17 protein-coding genes are annotated in these 15,981 nt (G+C 66.1%); 6 read left to right on the forward strand and 11 right to left on the reverse strand.

Annotation, left to right across the window (positions count from 1 at the left end; all coding sequences use genetic code 11):
- Genes ACYRGX_RS04185 through ACYRGX_RS04195 form a run of 3 tightly spaced genes read right to left on the reverse strand, consistent with a single transcriptional unit; the run spans position 1 to position 2,196 of the window.
- Complete coding sequence (locus tag ACYRGX_RS04185) at positions 1-678, reverse strand: amino acid ABC transporter permease (RefSeq protein ID WP_473055358.1); 678 nt, start codon at positions 676-678, stop codon at positions 1-3.
- A 10-nt stretch (positions 679-688) separates the two neighbouring features.
- Positions 689-1,354: an amino acid ABC transporter permease gene (locus ACYRGX_RS04190; RefSeq protein WP_473055359.1), complete on the reverse strand. Its 666-nt coding sequence runs from the start codon at positions 1,352-1,354 to the stop codon at positions 689-691.
- A gap of 11 nt (positions 1,355-1,365) precedes the next feature.
- Entirely contained in the window at positions 1,366-2,196 is an 831-nt protein-coding gene (locus ACYRGX_RS04195) for a transporter substrate-binding domain-containing protein (RefSeq protein ID WP_473055360.1), read from the reverse strand.
- A gap of 210 nt (positions 2,197-2,406) precedes the next feature.
- Between ACYRGX_RS04195 and ACYRGX_RS04200 the strand changes: the two genes are divergently transcribed.
- On the forward strand, positions 2,407-3,306 hold the full coding sequence (locus ACYRGX_RS04200; RefSeq protein ID WP_473055361.1) for a LysR substrate-binding domain-containing protein: 900 nt from the start codon (positions 2,407-2,409) through the stop codon (positions 3,304-3,306).
- 33 nt (positions 3,307-3,339) lie between these two features.
- Here ACYRGX_RS04200 and ACYRGX_RS04205 read toward each other — a convergent pair whose 3' ends face one another.
- From ACYRGX_RS04205 to ACYRGX_RS04215, 3 genes are all read right to left on the reverse strand, one after another.
- On the reverse strand, positions 3,340-5,304 hold the full coding sequence (locus tag ACYRGX_RS04205; protein ID WP_473055362.1) for a BCCT family transporter: 1,965 nt from the start codon (positions 5,302-5,304) through the stop codon (positions 3,340-3,342).
- A gap of 99 nt (positions 5,305-5,403) precedes the next feature.
- A complete protein-coding gene (locus ACYRGX_RS04210; RefSeq protein WP_473055363.1) occupies positions 5,404-6,891 on the reverse strand; it encodes a YifB family Mg chelatase-like AAA ATPase in 1,488 nt (495 codons plus the stop codon).
- Between the two features lie 32 nt (positions 6,892-6,923).
- Positions 6,924-7,181 carry an accessory factor UbiK family protein gene (locus ACYRGX_RS04215; RefSeq protein ID WP_473055364.1) on the reverse strand — a complete coding sequence of 86 codons (258 nt, stop codon included), beginning with the start codon at positions 7,179-7,181 and terminating at the stop codon, positions 6,924-6,926.
- A gap of 403 nt (positions 7,182-7,584) precedes the next feature.
- On the opposite strand from ACYRGX_RS04215, the gene glnK reads away from it, so the two are divergent.
- The 5 genes from glnK (at position 7,585) to sutA (ending at position 11,501) form a co-directional block, all read left to right on the forward strand.
- Entirely contained in the window at positions 7,585-7,923 is a 339-nt protein-coding gene (gene glnK / locus ACYRGX_RS04220) for a P-II family nitrogen regulator (protein ID WP_003096476.1), read from the forward strand.
- Between the two features lie 35 nt (positions 7,924-7,958).
- The gene (locus tag ACYRGX_RS04225; protein ID WP_473055365.1) at positions 7,959-9,278 is read left to right on the forward strand and encodes an ammonium transporter; all 1,320 of its coding nucleotides are present in this window, start codon (positions 7,959-7,961) and stop codon (positions 9,276-9,278) included.
- Between the two features lie 77 nt (positions 9,279-9,355).
- Positions 9,356-10,606, forward strand: a complete 1,251-nt coding sequence (locus tag ACYRGX_RS04230) for an ammonium transporter (RefSeq protein WP_473055366.1) — start codon at positions 9,356-9,358, stop codon at positions 10,604-10,606.
- 92 nt (positions 10,607-10,698) lie between these two features.
- On the forward strand, positions 10,699-11,124 hold the full coding sequence (locus tag ACYRGX_RS04235; RefSeq protein ID WP_473055367.1) for a secondary thiamine-phosphate synthase enzyme YjbQ: 426 nt from the start codon (positions 10,699-10,701) through the stop codon (positions 11,122-11,124).
- Between the two features lie 62 nt (positions 11,125-11,186).
- On the forward strand, positions 11,187-11,501 hold the full coding sequence (gene sutA, locus ACYRGX_RS04240) for a transcriptional regulator SutA (protein ID WP_473055368.1): 315 nt from the start codon (positions 11,187-11,189) through the stop codon (positions 11,499-11,501).
- Between the two features lie 65 nt (positions 11,502-11,566).
- Here sutA and ACYRGX_RS04245 read toward each other — a convergent pair whose 3' ends face one another.
- Genes ACYRGX_RS04245 through lysA form a run of 5 tightly spaced genes read right to left on the reverse strand, consistent with a single transcriptional unit; the run spans position 11,567 to position 15,972 of the window.
- Positions 11,567-12,280, reverse strand: a complete 714-nt coding sequence (locus tag ACYRGX_RS04245; protein WP_473055369.1) for an HAD family hydrolase — start codon at positions 12,278-12,280, stop codon at positions 11,567-11,569.
- Complete coding sequence (gene xerC / locus ACYRGX_RS04250; protein ID WP_473056631.1) at positions 12,277-13,173, reverse strand: tyrosine recombinase XerC; 897 nt, start codon at positions 13,171-13,173, stop codon at positions 12,277-12,279. The genes ACYRGX_RS04245 and xerC overlap by 4 nt, the downstream gene beginning before the upstream one ends.
- Positions 13,174-13,202: 29 nt before the next feature.
- Positions 13,203-13,886, reverse strand: a complete 684-nt coding sequence (locus tag ACYRGX_RS04255; RefSeq protein WP_473055370.1) for a DUF484 family protein — start codon at positions 13,884-13,886, stop codon at positions 13,203-13,205.
- Positions 13,883-14,713, reverse strand: coding sequence for a diaminopimelate epimerase (dapF, locus tag ACYRGX_RS04260; protein ID WP_473055371.1), 831 nt, complete (start codon positions 14,711-14,713; stop codon positions 13,883-13,885). The genes ACYRGX_RS04255 and dapF overlap by 4 nt, the downstream gene beginning before the upstream one ends.
- An 11-nt stretch (positions 14,714-14,724) precedes the next feature.
- Positions 14,725-15,972 carry a diaminopimelate decarboxylase gene (lysA, locus tag ACYRGX_RS04265; protein ID WP_473055372.1) on the reverse strand — a complete coding sequence of 416 codons (1,248 nt, stop codon included), beginning with the start codon at positions 15,970-15,972 and terminating at the stop codon, positions 14,725-14,727.
- Positions 15,973-15,981: the final 9 nt, after the last annotated feature.

Raw genomic sequence — 15,981 nt, forward strand, 5'->3', positions numbered from 1 at the left:
TCAACGGGTAGGGCGGGTCACGGGGCGACCGAGGCGGTATTCGAGGTAGCGGCTGAGCCAGGTCAGCGCGGAGCAGATGACGAAGTAGACGAGCAGGACGGTGCCGTAGACGGCGAAGGCGGGACTCTGGCCGGTCATCATGGTGGTGCGTTCGATGATCGTCTGGCCGGTCTTGAGGAATTCGGTCACCCCGACCAGCGCGCCCAGCGAGGTGGCCTGCACGAGCAGCGTGAGCAGCCCGGTATAGGCCGGTAGGATCGCCTTCATCGACTGCGGCATGATGATGTAGCGGTAGATCTCCCAGGGTTTGAGGCCCAACGCCCAGGCGCTCTTCCACTGGTGGCGCGGGACCGACTCCAGGCCGCCGCGGACGATCTCGATGCCGTTGGCGCTGCCCCACAGGGTCAGCCCGGTGGTCACCGCGACGAAGGGCGTCAGGTCCATGCCGAGCATCGGCGCGCCGAAGAAGATGAAGAATACGTTGACGATCAGGGGGATCGAGCGGAACAGCTCGACGTAGCCGTGGATCAGCCAGCGCAGGGCGCGGCTGCGCAAGGTGGCGAGCACCCCGAGCAGCAGCGAGATCACGGTGGTGAAGGCGAGGATCACCAGGGCCAGCTTGAGCGTCATCGCCAAGCCCTTGGAGATGAACACCCAGTTCTCTATGAAGAAATGCATGCGACGGCCCTCAATGCTGCACGAAGGGGCGCTGCAGGCGCGCCGAGAGACGGCTGGTGAACAGCGACAACACGGCGACCAGTGCCAGGTAGATCACGCAGATCGCGCTGAACATCTCCAGGGCGCGGAAATCCGTGGCGATACGGTCGACCGCCACGAAGGTCAGCTCGGCAAGGCCGATGGCCTGCAGGTAGGAGGAGTTCTTCAGCAGCGAAATGGCGGTGTTGAGCATCGCCGGCAGACTGGTGCGCACGGCGATGGGCAGCGCCACCAGCCAGAAGTACTGACGCGGGCGCAGGCTCAGCGCCAGGCTGGCCTCGCGCATGCTCTGGCTGACGGTGGCCAGGCCGCCGCGCACGTTTTCGGTCTGGTACGCGCCGGCCCACAGCGACAGGCAGATCACCCCGGACCAGAACAGCGACAGGTCCAGGCCCAGCGCCGGCAGCCCATAGAAGATGAAGAACAGCTGCACCAGGATCGGCGTGTTGCGCACCAGCTCGACGTAGAGCATGACCAACTGGGACAGCAGCGGCAGGCGGAACAAGCGCACCGCGCCGCCCAGCACGCCGATCAGCAGCGAGAAGGCGATGGCCAGCAGGGACACCCGTACGGTCATCCACAAACCGTCGAGCAGGGCCGGCCACTGGCCGAGCAAGTACTGAAAGTCGTAGGTCATGCGTCTGCCACTCAGTCGACTTGCGGGCGCGGCTGGGTGAAGACGTCGATGTAATAGCTGCGAATCTTCTCGTCGACGTACTTGTTGATCCAGCCTACGAACAGGTTTTCGCTGTGCATGCGGGTCACGGCGGCGTCGAGGTAGGCCTTCAGCTCCGGCTCGTTCTTGCGCAGGCCGATGGCGGCGTCGGAGATCTGGTAGGGGTCGTCGACCAGGCGTACGCGGTCATCGCTGCCGGTGACCACCACCAGGGTTGCAGCATCATGGGCGTAGCCGTCGGCACGCCCCTGGAGGAAGCTCTGCAGGGCGTCGGCGGAGCTGTTCAGGCGCAGCGTCTCGACCTCCGGCATATGGTCCTCGAACCACTTGGCCTGCACGGTGCCCTTGAGTACGGCAACGGTCTTGCCGTTGAAGTCCTTCATTTTCTGGATCGGGCTGTCCTTCTTCACCAGCACGCCGCTGGCGCCCCAGCGGTAGGGCGTGCTGAACGCCACGACGCGTTCGCGCTCGGGGGTGATGCCCAGGGTGGCGATGAGGAAGTCGACCTTGCCGGTCATCAGCATCGGAATGCGGTTCTCGCCGGTGACGCAGGTCAGTTGGACCTTGTCCTTGGAGCCAAGGGCCCATTCGCCGATCTGCCGGGCCATTTCCACCTCGACACCGGCGAACTCGCCGTTCTTGTCCTGGAAGCCGTAGGGCGGCTGGTCACAGCGCACACCAACCGTCAGCGTACCGGCACTCTGGATGGCCTCGGGAACGGGGGGCATTTCGGCGGCGTGGGTGAAGGTGGCGGCGAGCGTCAGGACGAGCGAGCCGACCAAGGAACTGCGGGGAAATGACATGGGACCTCTCCAGTGGCTTCGAATGGGCAGCGGATGCGCGGGCGCTCCGCTGCCTTGATGGAAGATGAAGGGCAGGGCCAAAGGACGGCCAGGAAGAATGAAGCGGGGTGGCGGCCTTTTGGCTTGCTCGTTATGAGTCCGTTTTAAAGCGGCGCACTCATGCCTGCAAATAAAGATATGCTAGAGGTCTATTCAGAAATGATATGGCCTATGAACTTCAAGCAGATCGAAGCCTTCCGTGCCGTGATGCTCTCAGGCTCTATGACGGCCGCCGCAGAGGCGATGCACACCTCGCAACCGAACATCAGCCGGTTGATCGCGCAGCTCGAACGCAGTGCCGGCTTTCGCCTGTTCGAACGCCTCCACGGTCGCCTGCAGGCGACGGACGAGGGCAAAGCGCTGTTCCGCGATGTGGAACGGGCCTTCGTGGGATTGAAGAGTCTCGAGGACTCCGTCACGCAGATCCGTCAGATCGGTACCGGACGGCTGCGTATCGCGGCGGTTCCGTCGATCTCCATAACGATGCTGCCGAGGGTGTTGCATCGTTTTCGCGAAGCCCATCCGAACGTGGCCCTGTCCGTCTACACCAGCGATTCGATGACGGTGGCGCAGTGGGCCGCCTCGCAGTTCTGCGATGTCGGCCTGGCGGCCTACAGTGGCGAGGGGATTCCGGGTATCGAGGCGACGCTGGTCTATGACGTGCCGGGCGTGTGCATCTTCCCGCCGGGGCATCCCTTCGCCGAGCGCGAGAGCCTGACGCCGAAGGATTTCGAAGGGCAGGAGTTCATCTCGCTACTCAACACCGACGGCAATCGCGGGCGCATCGACCGTCTGTTCGATGCCCAAGGGGTGCGACGCAGGATGGGTGTCGAGGCGCCCTATGCGGCGACGGCCTGCCAGATGGTCGGCCTGGGCATGGGGGTCAGTCTGGTCAGCCAGATGGTGGCTCGCGAGTATCAGCACACGGGCTTGCTGATGCGGCCTTTCGCGCCGGTGCTGCGCTATACCAGCTATGTGCTGCGATCGACCCACCTGCCGGAGAACCTGCTCACCCGACGCTTCGTCGACCTGTTGGTCGACATGCAGCGCGAAACCTTGAGTGAGCGCTGAACGGGTCCGGGTAACTGCCCGGACCCGCTCCGTTCAGTTGGTGACGTGCAGGTAGTGCATGTAGCGCTCGAACTGATCGAGGATGTCGCCAATCACGTCCTCACGGCTCCAGCCCATCACGTCGTAGTCCTGTCCACCCTCGCTCAGGTGAACTTCGGCTCGGAAGTACTTGCGCGATTCCTGGCTGTCTTCCTGTGAGCCGACCATGGCGAACGCCGGCATGTTGTAGGCCCGTGCGCGTACCTCGTAGATGAAGTCGGGGGATTCCTCGGCGCCGACCTCCAGGCGGGTGCGACCGTCCTCGCCGTCCTTGATGCGCACCTGGTAGCCCTGCTTGGCCAGCTCATCGGCGACGGATTCCTGGGCGGGGCGCACCACGTCGGCGATGAAGCGCACCACATGCGCCCGACGCGGGAACATCGAGATGCTGCGCAGGCGTCGCTGCCAGCCGCCGGCCCCGCTGGGCATCGGGCGCGAGCCCAGCGCCTGGCTGCGGATGCCGCGCTTGGTGGCGTCCAGTTGCAGGGCCTTGAGCAGTCCCCACATCGACAACAGCAGGGCGATGGTGAACGGCAGGGCGCTGGCGATGGTGGCGGTCTGCAGGGTCGACAGGCCGCCGGCCAGCAGCAGGGCGATGGCGACCAGGCCCATGGAGCATGCCCAGAAGATCCGCTGCCAGACCGGCGAGGCATCGCTGCCGCCGGAGGCGAGCATGTCCACCACCAGCGCGCCGGAGTCCGCCGAGGTGACGAAGAACACCACCACCATGACGATGGCGACGGTGGAAATCACGGCGGAGAAGGGGAACTGTTCCAGGAACACGAACAGGGCGAGTGAGCTGTCCTGCTGGATCGAATCGGCGAGTCCGGTGACTTGATCCCAGAGGATCATGTGGATCGCGGTATCGCCGAACACCGTCATCCACAGCAGGGTGAAACCGGTGGGGACCAGTAGCACGCCGGTGACGAACTGGCGGATGGTGCGGCCGCGGGAGATGCGCGCGATGAACAGGCCGACGAAGGGCGACCAGGCCAGCCACCAGCCCCAGTAGAACAGCGTCCAGCCACCGATCCAGTCGTTGGGCTCGTAGGCGTAGAGGTTGAAGGTCTTGTTGACGATATCCGACAGGTAGGTGCCCGTGTTCTGCACGAAGGTCTGCAGGATGAATACGGTCGGTCCGGTGATGACCACCAGCAGCACCAGCAGCACGGCGAGCGACAGGTTGAGCTCGGACAGCCGGCGCACGCCTTTGTCCAGGCCGGTGACCACGGAAAGGGTCGCCAGCGCGGTGGTCCCGATGATCAGTGCGATCTGCACCGGCACGCTCACCGGCACGCCGTAGAGGTGGTTCAGGCCGGTGTTGATCTGGGTGACCCCCAGGCCCAGCGAAGTGGCCACGCCGAGCACCGTGCCGATGATCGCGAAGATGTCCACGGCATGGCCGATCGGGCCATAGATGCGATCGCCGATGATCGGGTAGAGCGCCGAGCGCAGGGTCAGCGGCAAGCCATGGCGGTAGCTGAAGTAGGCGAGGATCATCGCCACGATGGCGTAGATCGCCCAGGCGTGCAGACCCCAGTGGAAGAAGGTGATCTTCATCGCCTCACGGGCGGCTTCGACGCTGCCGCCGTCGCCCACCGGGGGTGAGAGGAAGTGCATTACCGGCTCGGCAACGCCGAAGAACATCAGGCCGATGCCCATGCCGGCGGAGAACAGCATGGCGAACCAGGTGCCGTTGCTGTAGTCGGGCGTACTGTGGTCAGGCCCGAGCTTGATGTCGCCATAGCGCGACAGGGCGAGGATCACCACCATCAGCAGGATCAGCGCCACCGCAAGGATGTAGATCCAACTGGCGTTGGCGATGACCCAGCCCTGCAGGGCTGAAAAGGTCTGTTGGGCGCTTTCCTGGAAGGCACTGGCGTAGATTACCAGCGCCAGGATCAGTACCGCAGAGGTGACGAAGACGGGATAGTTGAGGGTCGATTTGGGCTTGTCCATCGGGCGGGCGCTCCTTGGTCGGCTCGTGGGCGCCCTTCATGGGCGCAGCTCATCTGACTGACAAGTTTGACAAGCGATCCACTCGATGTGAAATCAATCTTAGGTGGTGCGGTACTGCAACGCTTCTGCCAGGTGCTCGCGGGCGATTGCTGGGTGGCCCTCCAGGTCGGCCAGCGTCCGCGCCACCTTGAGCACGCGATGGGCCGCGCGCAGGGACAGTCCGAGGCGTTCGCAGGCCTGTTCCAGCCAGGTGCGATCGACGCTGGAGAGGGCGCAGTGCAGGGCCAGTCCCTGCAGATCGAGAAAAGCGTTCGGACGTCCCTGGCGGCGGCGCTGTAGCGCCCGTGCGGCGGCGACCAGGGCCGCTGCTTCGGCGCTGCTGGGGCCTTCGTGGGTCTGCGCCTGCAACGACGTGGCCTCGCGTTGCACGCTCAGTTGCAGGTCGATGCGGTCGAGTAGCGGGCCGGAGAGCTTGGCGCGGTAGCGCTGTATTTGCTCCGGACTGCAACGACAGCGGCCGGAAGGATCGCCCAGGTAGCCGCAAGGACAGGGATTCATCGCCGCGACCAGCTGAAAGCGCGCCGGGAAGCGCACCTTGTCGTTGGCCCGGGCTATGACGATCTCGCCGCTCTCCAGTGGCTCGCGAAGGACCTCCAGGACCTTGCGGTCGAACTCCGGCAACTCGTCGAGGAACAGCACGCCGTGGTGCGCCAGGGTGATCTCGCCGGGACGTGGGCGCGAACCGCCGCCGACCAGCGCCGGCCCGGAAGCACTGTGGTGCGGGTGGCGGAACGGGCGCTGCGGCCAGGCATCCAGCGGGGCGTGGCTGGCCACGGAGTGGATCGCCGCGACTTCCAGTGCCTCGTCCTCCTGCAGCGGGGGGAGCAGGCCGGGCAGGCGACTGGCGAGCAGCGTCTTGCCGGTACCCGGTGGCCCGCAGAACAGCAGGTTGTGGGCGCCTGCGGCGGCTACCAGGAGGGCACGCTTGGCGGCTTGCTGGCCCTGGACCTCCGCCAGTTCCGGGTAGGGGCGAGCGCATTGCAGCAGACCTTGCGCCTGGTACGGGGCCAGAGGCGCCTGGCCGCTGAAGTGTGCGCTGAATTCGAGCAGGTGGTCGGCGGCGAAGACCTGCAGACCGGACGCCAGGCTGGCTTCCTCGGCATTCGCCCGTGGCACCAGCAGGGCGCGACCGGCGGCACGCGCTGCCAGAGCGGCGGGCAGCACGCCCTGTACCGGGCGCAGCGCGCCGGAGAGCGCCAGTTCACCGAGGCATTCGCACTGATCGAGGCTGCCGGCCGGTAACTGGCCGCTGGCGAGCAGCAGGCCGAGGGCGATCGACAGGTCGAAGCGGCCGCCGTCCTTGGGGAGGTCGGCAGGGGCGAGGTTGAGGGTGATGCGTCGGGCAGGGTATTCGAAGCCGCAATTCTGCAAGGCACTGCGCACGCGATCCTTGCTTTCCTTGACGGCGGTTTCCGGCAGCCCGACCAGGGTGAAGGAGGGCAGGCCGTTGGCGAGATGCACCTCCACCGCCACCGGCGGCGCCTCGACGCCGAGCTGAGCGCGGCTATGCAGGATGGCGAGGGACATCGATCACTCCTTGATCGGCGTCCGCGCCGGCGTTATTCGCCGGGCGGGGTGGGGGCTTCCAGCTCGGCGACCCGGCGCTCCAGCGCCTCCAGCCGCGCACGGGTGCGGGCGAGCACTGCGCCCTGGCTGTCGAACTCCTCACGGCTGACCACGTCGAGCTTGCCGAGCGCGGATTGCAGCAGGGCCTTGAGTTGGCCCTCGAGTTGTTCGCGGCTGGCGCTGGGCTCGCTGGCGAAGAGGCGCGAGGCCTGGGCGGAAATCGAATCGAGCAGGGATTTGGGCGGCAACATCGTGTTTATCCGTGGCGGGCACCGGCAGAGTCTAGCACGGCGCTTCCGTTGGTCTGCGCGATGGTCTTGCTCCAATGTGGTGCGTTGGCATGGGGCGCCAGGTGCTAAGTTGGTGCGTATGCCTCGCCGCGGGTGGCATCCGCCCTGGCGCTGAGCGCCGTGATTCCTCAAGCCCGCACTTCTTAGGCTAACTGGCAAGAAATCTGCTTGGCGTCCTGCCGACGCACGCACCGAAGCGGTACCGGTGCTCTCGAAGGGGCCGGAATGCCCTCTCGGATGCGGCGGCGCGTAGTCCGATCGCGGTCGACTCGAGCCACGGTGTTACCTAAAAGCCAGACACTGCGCTTAGACTTGAAACGGGTCGTAATTTCCTGGGGCAAGTCCATTCACACGGGAGAAAGTCATGAAACTAGTCACTGCCATCATTAAGCCGTTCAAGCTCGACGACGTGCGCGAGTCGCTATCCGAGATCGGTGTGCAGGGCATCACCGTTACCGAGGTCAAGGGTTTCGGTCGCCAGAAAGGCCACACCGAGCTGTACCGCGGTGCCGAATACGTGGTGGATTTCCTGCCCAAAGTGAAAATCGACGTGGCCATCGCCGACGATCAGCTCGATCGCGTCATCGAAGCCATCACCAAGGCAGCCAACACCGGCAAGATCGGTGACGGCAAGATCTTCGTGGTCAACCTGGAACAGGCTATTCGTATCCGTACCGGCGAGACCGATACGGACGCGATCTAACGCCGCCCCGACCCCCCGCCCCAGGAGAATACCCAATGACTCTGCGAAGTTTCGCAGGGCGCGGAGCCCTTTTGTCTCTGCTGCTCGCCCCTGGCCTGGCCATGGCCCAGGAGGCGACGCTGGACAGCGGCGACACCGCCTGGATGCTCACCTCCACTGCACTGGTACTGTTCATGACCGTACCGGGCCTGGCACTTTTCTACGGCGGCATGGTGCGCGCCAAGAACGTGCTTTCGGTGATGATGCAGTGCTTCGCCATCACGGGCCTGATCAGCATCCTCTGGATGGTGTACGGCTACAGCCTGGCATTCGATACCACCGGCATGGAAGCGGGAGTGACCAACTTCAGCTCCTTCGTCGGCGGCCTTTCGCGCGCTTTCCTCAGCGGCCTGACCACCGAGAGCCTGGTCGGCAACTTCCCTGAAAGCGTATTCATCACCTTCCAGATGACCTTCGCCATCATCACCCCGGCCCTCATCGTCGGCGCCTTCGCCGAACGTATGAAGTTCTCGGCGATGCTGGTGTTCAGTGGCCTCTGGTTTACCCTGGTCTACGCGCCCATCGCGCACATGGTGTGGAGCGGTGACGGCGGCCTGATGTGGGACTGGGGCGTGCTGGACTTCGCCGGCGGTACCGTGGTGCACATCAACGCCGGTGTCGCCGGTCTGATGGCCTGCCTGGTCCTCGGCAAGCGCAAGGGCTACCCGAGCACCCCGATGGCGCCGCACAACCTGGGTTACACCCTGGTCGGCGCAGCCATGCTGTGGGTCGGTTGGTTCGGCTTCAACGCCGGTTCCGCGGTCGCCGCCAACGGCACCGCCGGCATGGCCATGCTGGTCACCCAGATCGCCACCGCCGCTGCGGCCCTGGCCTGGATGTTCGCGGAGTGGGTCTGCCACGGTAAACCCAGCGCGCTGGGCATCGCCTCGGGCGTGGTCGCCGGCCTGGTCGCCATCACCCCGGCCGCCGGTACGGTGGGTCCGATGGGGGCGCTGATCATCGGTCTGGCCGCTGGCGTCATCTGCTTCTTCTGCGCCACCAGCCTCAAGCGCAAGCTCGGTTACGACGACTCCCTGGACGCCTTCGGCGTGCATGGCATCGGCGGCATCGTCGGTGCGCTGCTCACCGGCGTCTTCGCGGCTCCGGCTCTGGGCGGTTTCGGTTCGGTGGAAGACATCGGTCACCAACTCTTCGTGCAGTTCGAAGGGGTGGCCTTCACCGTGATCTACACCGGCATCGTCACCTTCGTGATCCTCAAGGTGCTGGATGCGGTGATGGGGCTGCGGGTCAGCGAAGAGGAAGAGTCCGTGGGTCTCGACCTCGCCCAGCACAACGAGCGTGGTTACAACCTGTAAGCGTAGGGAGCGTGCCCGGAGCCAACCCGGGCACATAACCGAACGGCGCCGAGCGGCGCTACGGCAAGAGGTGAAAAATGGAAAGCACAGCTTTGATCCCGGTCCAGTACGGACTCGATACCTTCTACTTCGTGGTCATGGGGGCCCTGGTGATGTGGATGGCGGCAGGTTTCGCCATGCTCGAAGCCGGCCTGGTGCGTAGCAAGAACACCACCGAGATCCTCACCAAGAACATCGTGCTCTACGCGGTGGCTTCGATCATGTATCTGGTGATCGGCTACCACATCATGTACTCCAGCCCCGAGGGCGGCATCCTGCCGAGCCTGGGCTTCCTCATCGGTGACGAAAACGCCGTGGACGTGGTCGCCGCCGGTGGCGATGGTGCGCCCTACTACTCGGCCCGCTCGGACTTCTTCTTCCAGGTGGTGTTCGCCGCGACCTGCATGTCCATCGTCTCCGGTGCCGTGGCCGAGCGCATGAAACTGTGGGCCTTCCTGGTCTTCGCCGTGGTGATGACGGGCTTCATCTACCCGATCCAGGGTTTCTGGAAATGGGGTTCGGGCTTCCTGAACTCGGCCGGCTTCCTCGACTTCGCCGGTTCCGGCGTGGTGCACATGGCCGGTGCCTCCGCTGCCCTGGCCGGTGTCCTGCTGCTCGGCGCGCGTAAAGGCAAGTACGGCCCCAACGGCCAGATCAATGCCTTCCCGGGTTCCAACCTGCCGCTGGCTACCCTGGGTGCCTTCATCCTGTGGCTGGGCTGGTTCGGCTTCAACGGCGGCTCGCAGCTGAAGATCACCACCATCGAAGACGCCAACGCGGTGGCTCAGGTGGTCGTGAACACCAACATGGCCGCTGCCGGTGGCCTGATCGCCGCGCTGATCGTCGCCCGCATCCTGTTCGGCAAGGCCGACCTGACCATGGTGCTCAACGGCGCCCTGGCAGGTCTGGTGGCCATCACCGCCGAACCGCTGACCCCCGGCGCCTTCCAGGCAACCCTGATCGGTGCCGTCGGTGGCGTGCTGGTGGTGTTCTCCATCCTCGCCCTGGACAAGCTGAAGATCGATGACCCGGTCGGTGCCATCTCCGTGCACGGCGTGGTCGGTATCTGGGGCCTGCTGGCCGTCTGCCTGACCAACCCCGATGCATCGCTGGGCGCCCAGCTGCTGGGTATCGTCTGCATCTTCGCCTGGGTATTCATCGCCAGCCTGATCGTCTGGGCCATCATCAAGGCGGTGATGGGCCTGCGCGTCAGCGAGGAAGAGGAATACGAAGGGGTGGACATCGCCGAATGCGGTATGGAAGCCTACCCGGAGTTCACCCGCAAATAAGCGGATCCGGGAGTATTCGAAGGGCGCCGCAAGGCGCCCTTTGTTTTTTCTGGCGCCGCGCTAGAATGCGCGCCAAATGGAGGCTATAGACAATGTGGCTGCAGCGAACACTGACCCTGCGACCGCGTGCCCGTGGATTCCATCTGATAACCGACGAACTGCTGGCGGGCTTGCCGGAACTGTGTGAAATGCGGGTCGGTCTGTTACACCTGTGGCTGCAGCACACGTCGGCCTCGTTGACCGTCAACGAGAACGCCGATGCCGCGGTCAGACGTGACTTCGAGCGGTTCTTCAACCGCCTGGTGCCGCAAGGCGAGGGTGGCTACGAACATGATTACGAGGGGCCGGACGACCTGCCGGCACACTTCAAGGCCAGCCTGCTCGGTTGCCAGCTCAGCCTGCCGGTGATGGACGGATCACTGACTCTGGGTACCTGGCAGGGCGTCTATCTCGGTGAGCATCGCGACCATGGCGGTGCCCGGCGGGTAGTCGCCACCCTGCATGGCGAAGGTTACTGACTTCCTCCGGCCGCCGTGGCCGGGCTATGACTAACCTGATTTTCGCGGATGCGAGGTCGAAGATGAGCGACGAAGAACTGGAAGACGATTTCGAAGGTGGCGAGGAAGATACCGAGGAGCTCGGTGCCGGCCCCGACAGCGACGAGGCTGAGGATGCCCAGGAGGGCGAGGAGGCGCCTGCCAAGAAAAAGGCCAAGGCCGCAGCCGAACCCGAGGAAGTCCCTAGCCTGGAGGCCAAGCAGCGCGAACGCGATGCCCTGGCGCGTGCCATGGAGGAATTCCTCGCACGGGGCGGCAAGGTGCAGGAGGTCGAGGACAACGTCGTCGCCGATCCGCCGAAGAAGCCGGACAACAAGTACGGCAGTCGTCCCATCTAGGGCCTGTTGCCTCTACGAAGACCCGCACTCGTGCGGGTCTTCGTGCATTCGGGCCGCGGATCGCCTCAGTCGTGCGCCGGGCCCGCGTTCCAGGCCTGCAGCAGCGCCGGCAATTCACCGAGGCGACGGATCTGCGCGTCCGGTGCGCCGTCGCCCTGCCAGGCGTGCCCCAGCGGGTTGAACCAGACCGCGCGCCAACCGGCGGCCTGGGCGCCGAGAATGTCGTCGCCGGGGTGGTCGCCGACGTGCACGGCCTGCGCCGCGCTCACCGCACCGCGGGCCAGTGCCTCGTCGAAGGGACGCCGGTCGGGCTTGCCGACACCCAGTTCCTCGGCACACAGGGCGAAGTCGAAATAATCCGCCAGGCCCAGGCGGCGTACATCCGCGTTGCCATTGGTGACCGCGCCCAGCAGGTAATACTGGGTGAGGTGCTCCAGGGTCGGCAGGGTATCCGGAAACAGATCGATGCGATGGCGGGCCTCGAGCATCGCCAGGAACGCCCCTTCGGCCAGTTGCGTGGCTTCGGCTTCCGGGTAGTCCAACTCCAGCAGCGCGCTGCGCAGGGTCAGCCGGCGCAGCGCGCTGAGGCGGTGGCGCAGCCCCGGGTCCTCGGCCAACACGCGGCGGCGTACCTGGGCATAGTGCTCCACCGGCAGTTCGCCCAGGCGTGGTGCGTGCAGTAGCAGCCAGTCGCGCATGGCCTGCTCGGCGGCGGCGATGACCGGGACGTTGTCCCACAGGGTGTCGTCCAGGTCGAAGGTGATCAGTGCGATGTTCATGAGTCCTCGCGGCGCCGGCGTGCCCGTGGATGGGCGCCATCGTAGACGCTGGCCAGGTGCTGGAAGTCCAGGTGGGTGTAGACCTGGGTGGTGGCGATATCGGCATGCCCGAGCAGTTCCTGCACGGCGCGCAGGTCGCCCGAGGATTCCAGCAGATGGCTGGCAAAGGAATGTCGGAGCATGTGCGGATGCAGGTGCTGGCCGAGTTCGCTGGCACCGGCCAGACGCACCCGTTCGCGTACCGCGCGGGCGCCCAGGCGACGGCCTTGGCGGCCGATGAACAGTGCCTCGTCTGCCGGGCCGGCCAGCCGGCGTAACGGCAGCCAGGCCTCTATGGCGGCGCGCGCCTTGCGCCCGACCGGCACTTCGCGGGTCTTGTTGCCCTTGCCGAGTACGCGGACCAGGCCGCCGCGCAGGTCCAGCGCCGGCAGGTCCAGGCCGACCAGTTCGGACAGGCGCAGCCCGGAGGAATACAGCAGTTCGAGCATGGCGTGATCGCGGCGGGCGAGGAATTCGTCCTCCACCGCGCCATCCAGCAGCTGTGCGGCGCGGTCCGTATCCAGGGTGCGCGGCAGGCGCTTCTCGCCCTTCGGGGGGCGCAGGCCGGCGGTGGGCTCGTGTTGTACGTCGCCGCGCTGACGCAGGAAGCCGTAGAGCCCGCGAATCGACGAGAGCAGGCGCGCCAGGCTGCGGCTGGAGAGGCCGGCGGCGTGGCGACGGGCGAGCAGGCGGCGCAGATCGCCGGGTTGCAGCCCCTGCAGGGTCAGGTGTTCATCCGTGAGAAAGCCGGCGAGCACGCGCAGGTCGCGGGCGTAGGCCTCCAGGGTGTGCGGCGAGACCTGTCGCTCGCGGCGCAGGTGCTCGAGGTAGGCGTCGATCCGGGCGAAGGGCATCGCTGCGTCCACGCGCCGCTCCCGTGCCGCTAGCGCAGCGCGCGGCGCGGGGCGCTGGCGTGGCGCGGCAACACCCGTGCGAGGACTTCGGCCAGATGGCTGAGGAACAGCGTACCGAAGCTGCTGCGGTAGTGCTGCGGGTCGTTGCTGCCCAGCGCGAGCAAGCCGTGGATGCCCTGGTGGCTGAGGGTGGCCACCGCCGCCGAGGCAACGCTGCTGGACTTGTCGCCGAAGAGGAATTCCAGCTCGTGGGGACGCAGGCTGCCGCACAGTGGCTTGCCGCCGCTGATCAGTCCGCCCGCGAGCTGTTGAGCCTCGCCCAGACTCAGGCTGCGACCGACGCCCAAGGGCGTGTCGCTGAACAGGATCAGGCTGACGAAAGGCACCTGGAAGTCATGCCGCAGGCTGTCCTCGACGGCGCCGACCAGCTCTTCCAGGCCGCTGGCGTCGAGGATGTCGAGGATCAGGCGGCGGCTCTTGTCGAACAGCCGGTCGTTGTCGCGGGCGACGTCCATCAACTGGGCCAGGCGCTGGCGTGCTTCCTCGTTGCGTGCGCGCAGCAGGCTGACCTGGCGCTGGACCAGGGAGACGGCGGTGCCGGATTCGTGGGGCAGACGCAGTTCCTCGAGCAGCGCGCTCTGCTGTTCGAAGAAGTCCGGATTCTGGCGCAGCCAGTCGGCGATCTGCGCGGCGTCCAGTGGGGTGTCGCTCATAAACGTACCTGGCCCTCGAAGACCCGGCTCGCCGGGCCTGTCATCATTACCGACTGGCCTTCGCCGGCCCATTCGATGTTCAGCTTGCCGCCGGGCAGCTCCAGTTGCACCGGGGAGTCCATCCAGCCCTGGCGGATCGCTGCGACCGCCGCGGCACAAGCCCCCGTGCCACAGGCGAGGGTTTCGCCCGCGCTCCGTTCCCACACGCGCAACCGCCCGCGCTTGCGGTCGAGCACCTGGAGGAAACCGACGTTGACCCGCTGCGGGAAGCGCGGGTGGTGCTCGATGCGCGGTCCCAGGGTCTGCACCGGTGCCTGGTCGAGGTCGTCGACACGCAGCACGGCGTGTGGGTTGCCCATCGACAGGGCCGCCAACCGGTGCTCCTGGCCGTCGACCTGCAGAGCGTAGCTCAAGGCCATCGCATCGGCCTGGAAGGGCACTTCGGCGGGCAGCAGGCGTGGTGCGCCCATGTCCACGGTGACCTGGCCGTCGTTGCGCACGTTGAGCTCGATGATGCCGCCGCGGGTTTCCACGCGGATGCGTTTCTTGCTGGTCAGGCGCTTGTCGATGACGAAGCGCGCGAAGCAGCGCGCCCCGTTGCCGCACTGTTCGACCTCGCTGCCGTCGGCATTGAAGATGCGGTAGCGGAAGTCCACATCCGGGTTGCTCGGCGGCTCGACGATCAGCAACTGGTCGAAACCCACACCGGTATGGCGGTCGGACCACTGCACCACGTGGCGCGGCTGGATGTGCGCGTGCTGGCTGACCAGGTCGAGGACCATGAAGTCGTTGCCGATGCCGTGCATCTTGGTGAAGCGCAGAAGCATGGTGCGCGCCCTCAGCTTGGCAGCAGGCTTTCGCCGGCGTAGAGCTCTTCGAGGGTTTCCCGGCGGCGTACTTCGTAGGCATTCGCGCCGTCCACCAGCACCTCCGCGGCGCGACCGCGGGTGTTGTAGTTGGAGCTCATGACGAAGCCATAGGCCCCGGCGGAACGCACGGCCAGCAGATCGCCCTCGGCCAGGCATAGCGAGCGGTCCTTGGCGAGGAAGTCGCCGGTCTCGCAGATCGGCCCGACCAGGTCGTAGTTGCGAGCCTCGCCATCGCGCGGCTGTACCGGCGAGACGTCCATCCAGGCCTGATAGAGCGCCGGACGGATCAGGTCGTTCATCGCCGCGTCGATCACGGCGAAGTCCTTGTGCGGGGTGTGCTTGAGGAACTCCACCTGGGTCAGCAGTACGCCGGCGTTGGCGACGATCGAGCGGCCCGGTTCGAACACCAGGGTCAGCTCGCGCCCGGCCAGGCGCTCGCGCACCGCGGCGATGTAGTCACCCGGCTGCGGCGGTTGCTCGTCGCGGTAGCGCACGCCCAGGCCGCCGCCGAGGTCCAGGTGGCGAATGACGATGCCGCGCGCGGCGAGGCGATCGACCAATTGCAGCAAGCGGTCCAGGGCATCGAGGAACGGTGCCTGGCTGGTCAGCTGCGAGCCGATGTGGCAATCGACGCCGACCACCGCCAGGTTCGGCAGCTCGGCGGCGCGGGCGTAGACCGCCTCGGCCTGCTCGATGTCGATGCCGAACTTGTTTTCCTTGAGGCCGGTGGAAATGTACGGATGGGTGCCGGCATCCACGTCGGGGTTCACCCGCAGCGACACGGCGGCGATCGCATCCTGCTCGGCGGCGACGTCCTGCAGGCGCTCGAGCTCTTCGCTCGACTCGACGTTGAAGCAGTGCACGCCGGCTTCCAGGGCCCGACGCATTTCGTCGCGGCTCTTGCCGACGCCGGAGAAGACCACCTTGGCCGGATCGCCGCCCGCGGCGATGACGCGCTCCAGCTCACCGGCGGAGACGATGTCGAAGCCCGCGCCGAGGCGCGCCAGCAGGTTCAGCACGGCCAGGTTGGAGTTGGCCTTGACCGCGTAGCAGACCAGATGCGGCACACCCGCGAGGGCGTCGGCGTAGGCGCGAAAACGCGCCTCGATGTGCGCGCGGGAATACACGTAGGTGGGGGTGCCGAAGCGCTCGGCGATCACCGACAGCGGCACGTCTTCCGCGAACAGCACGCCGTCGCGGTATTCAAAGGCTTCCATCATCTTCTC

It is taken from the genome of Pseudomonas sp. R4-15 (assembly GCF_055768815.1).

Bases quoted from the DNA above. Each gene is read 5' to 3' on its own strand.
- glnK (WP_003096476.1), top strand. From the start codon at position 7,585: ATGAAACTAGTCACTGCCATCATTAAGCCGTTCAAGCTCGACGACGTG.
- ACYRGX_RS04235 (WP_473055367.1), top strand. From the start codon at position 10,699: ATGTGGCTGCAGCGAACACTGACCCTGCGACCGCGTGCCCGTGGATTC.
- dapF (WP_473055371.1), bottom strand. From the start codon at position 14,713: ATGCTTCTGCGCTTCACCAAGATGCACGGCATCGGCAACGACTTCATG.
- ACYRGX_RS04255 (WP_473055370.1), bottom strand. From the start codon at position 13,886: ATGAGCGACACCCCACTGGACGCCGCGCAGATCGCCGACTGGCTGCGC.
- ACYRGX_RS04185 (WP_473055358.1), bottom strand. From the start codon at position 678: ATGCATTTCTTCATAGAGAACTGGGTGTTCATCTCCAAGGGCTTGGCG.
- ACYRGX_RS04190 (WP_473055359.1), bottom strand. From the start codon at position 1,354: ATGACCTACGACTTTCAGTACTTGCTCGGCCAGTGGCCGGCCCTGCTC.
- lysA (WP_473055372.1), bottom strand. From the start codon at position 15,972: ATGGAAGCCTTTGAATACCGCGACGGCGTGCTGTTCGCGGAAGACGTG.
- xerC (WP_473056631.1), bottom strand. From the start codon at position 13,173: ATGCCCTTCGCCCGGATCGACGCCTACCTCGAGCACCTGCGCCGCGAG.
- ACYRGX_RS04210 (WP_473055363.1), bottom strand. From the start codon at position 6,891: ATGTCCCTCGCCATCCTGCATAGCCGCGCTCAGCTCGGCGTCGAGGCG.
- ACYRGX_RS04205 (WP_473055362.1), bottom strand. From the start codon at position 5,304: ATGGACAAGCCCAAATCGACCCTCAACTATCCCGTCTTCGTCACCTCT.
- ACYRGX_RS04200 (WP_473055361.1), top strand. From the start codon at position 2,407: ATGAACTTCAAGCAGATCGAAGCCTTCCGTGCCGTGATGCTCTCAGGC.
- ACYRGX_RS04215 (WP_473055364.1), bottom strand. From the start codon at position 7,181: ATGTTGCCGCCCAAATCCCTGCTCGATTCGATTTCCGCCCAGGCCTCG.
- sutA (WP_473055368.1), top strand. From the start codon at position 11,187: ATGAGCGACGAAGAACTGGAAGACGATTTCGAAGGTGGCGAGGAAGAT.
- ACYRGX_RS04195 (WP_473055360.1), bottom strand. From the start codon at position 2,196: ATGTCATTTCCCCGCAGTTCCTTGGTCGGCTCGCTCGTCCTGACGCTC.
- ACYRGX_RS04225 (WP_473055365.1), top strand. From the start codon at position 7,959: ATGACTCTGCGAAGTTTCGCAGGGCGCGGAGCCCTTTTGTCTCTGCTG.
- ACYRGX_RS04230 (WP_473055366.1), top strand. From the start codon at position 9,356: ATGGAAAGCACAGCTTTGATCCCGGTCCAGTACGGACTCGATACCTTC.
- ACYRGX_RS04245 (WP_473055369.1), bottom strand. From the start codon at position 12,280: ATGAACATCGCACTGATCACCTTCGACCTGGACGACACCCTGTGGGAC.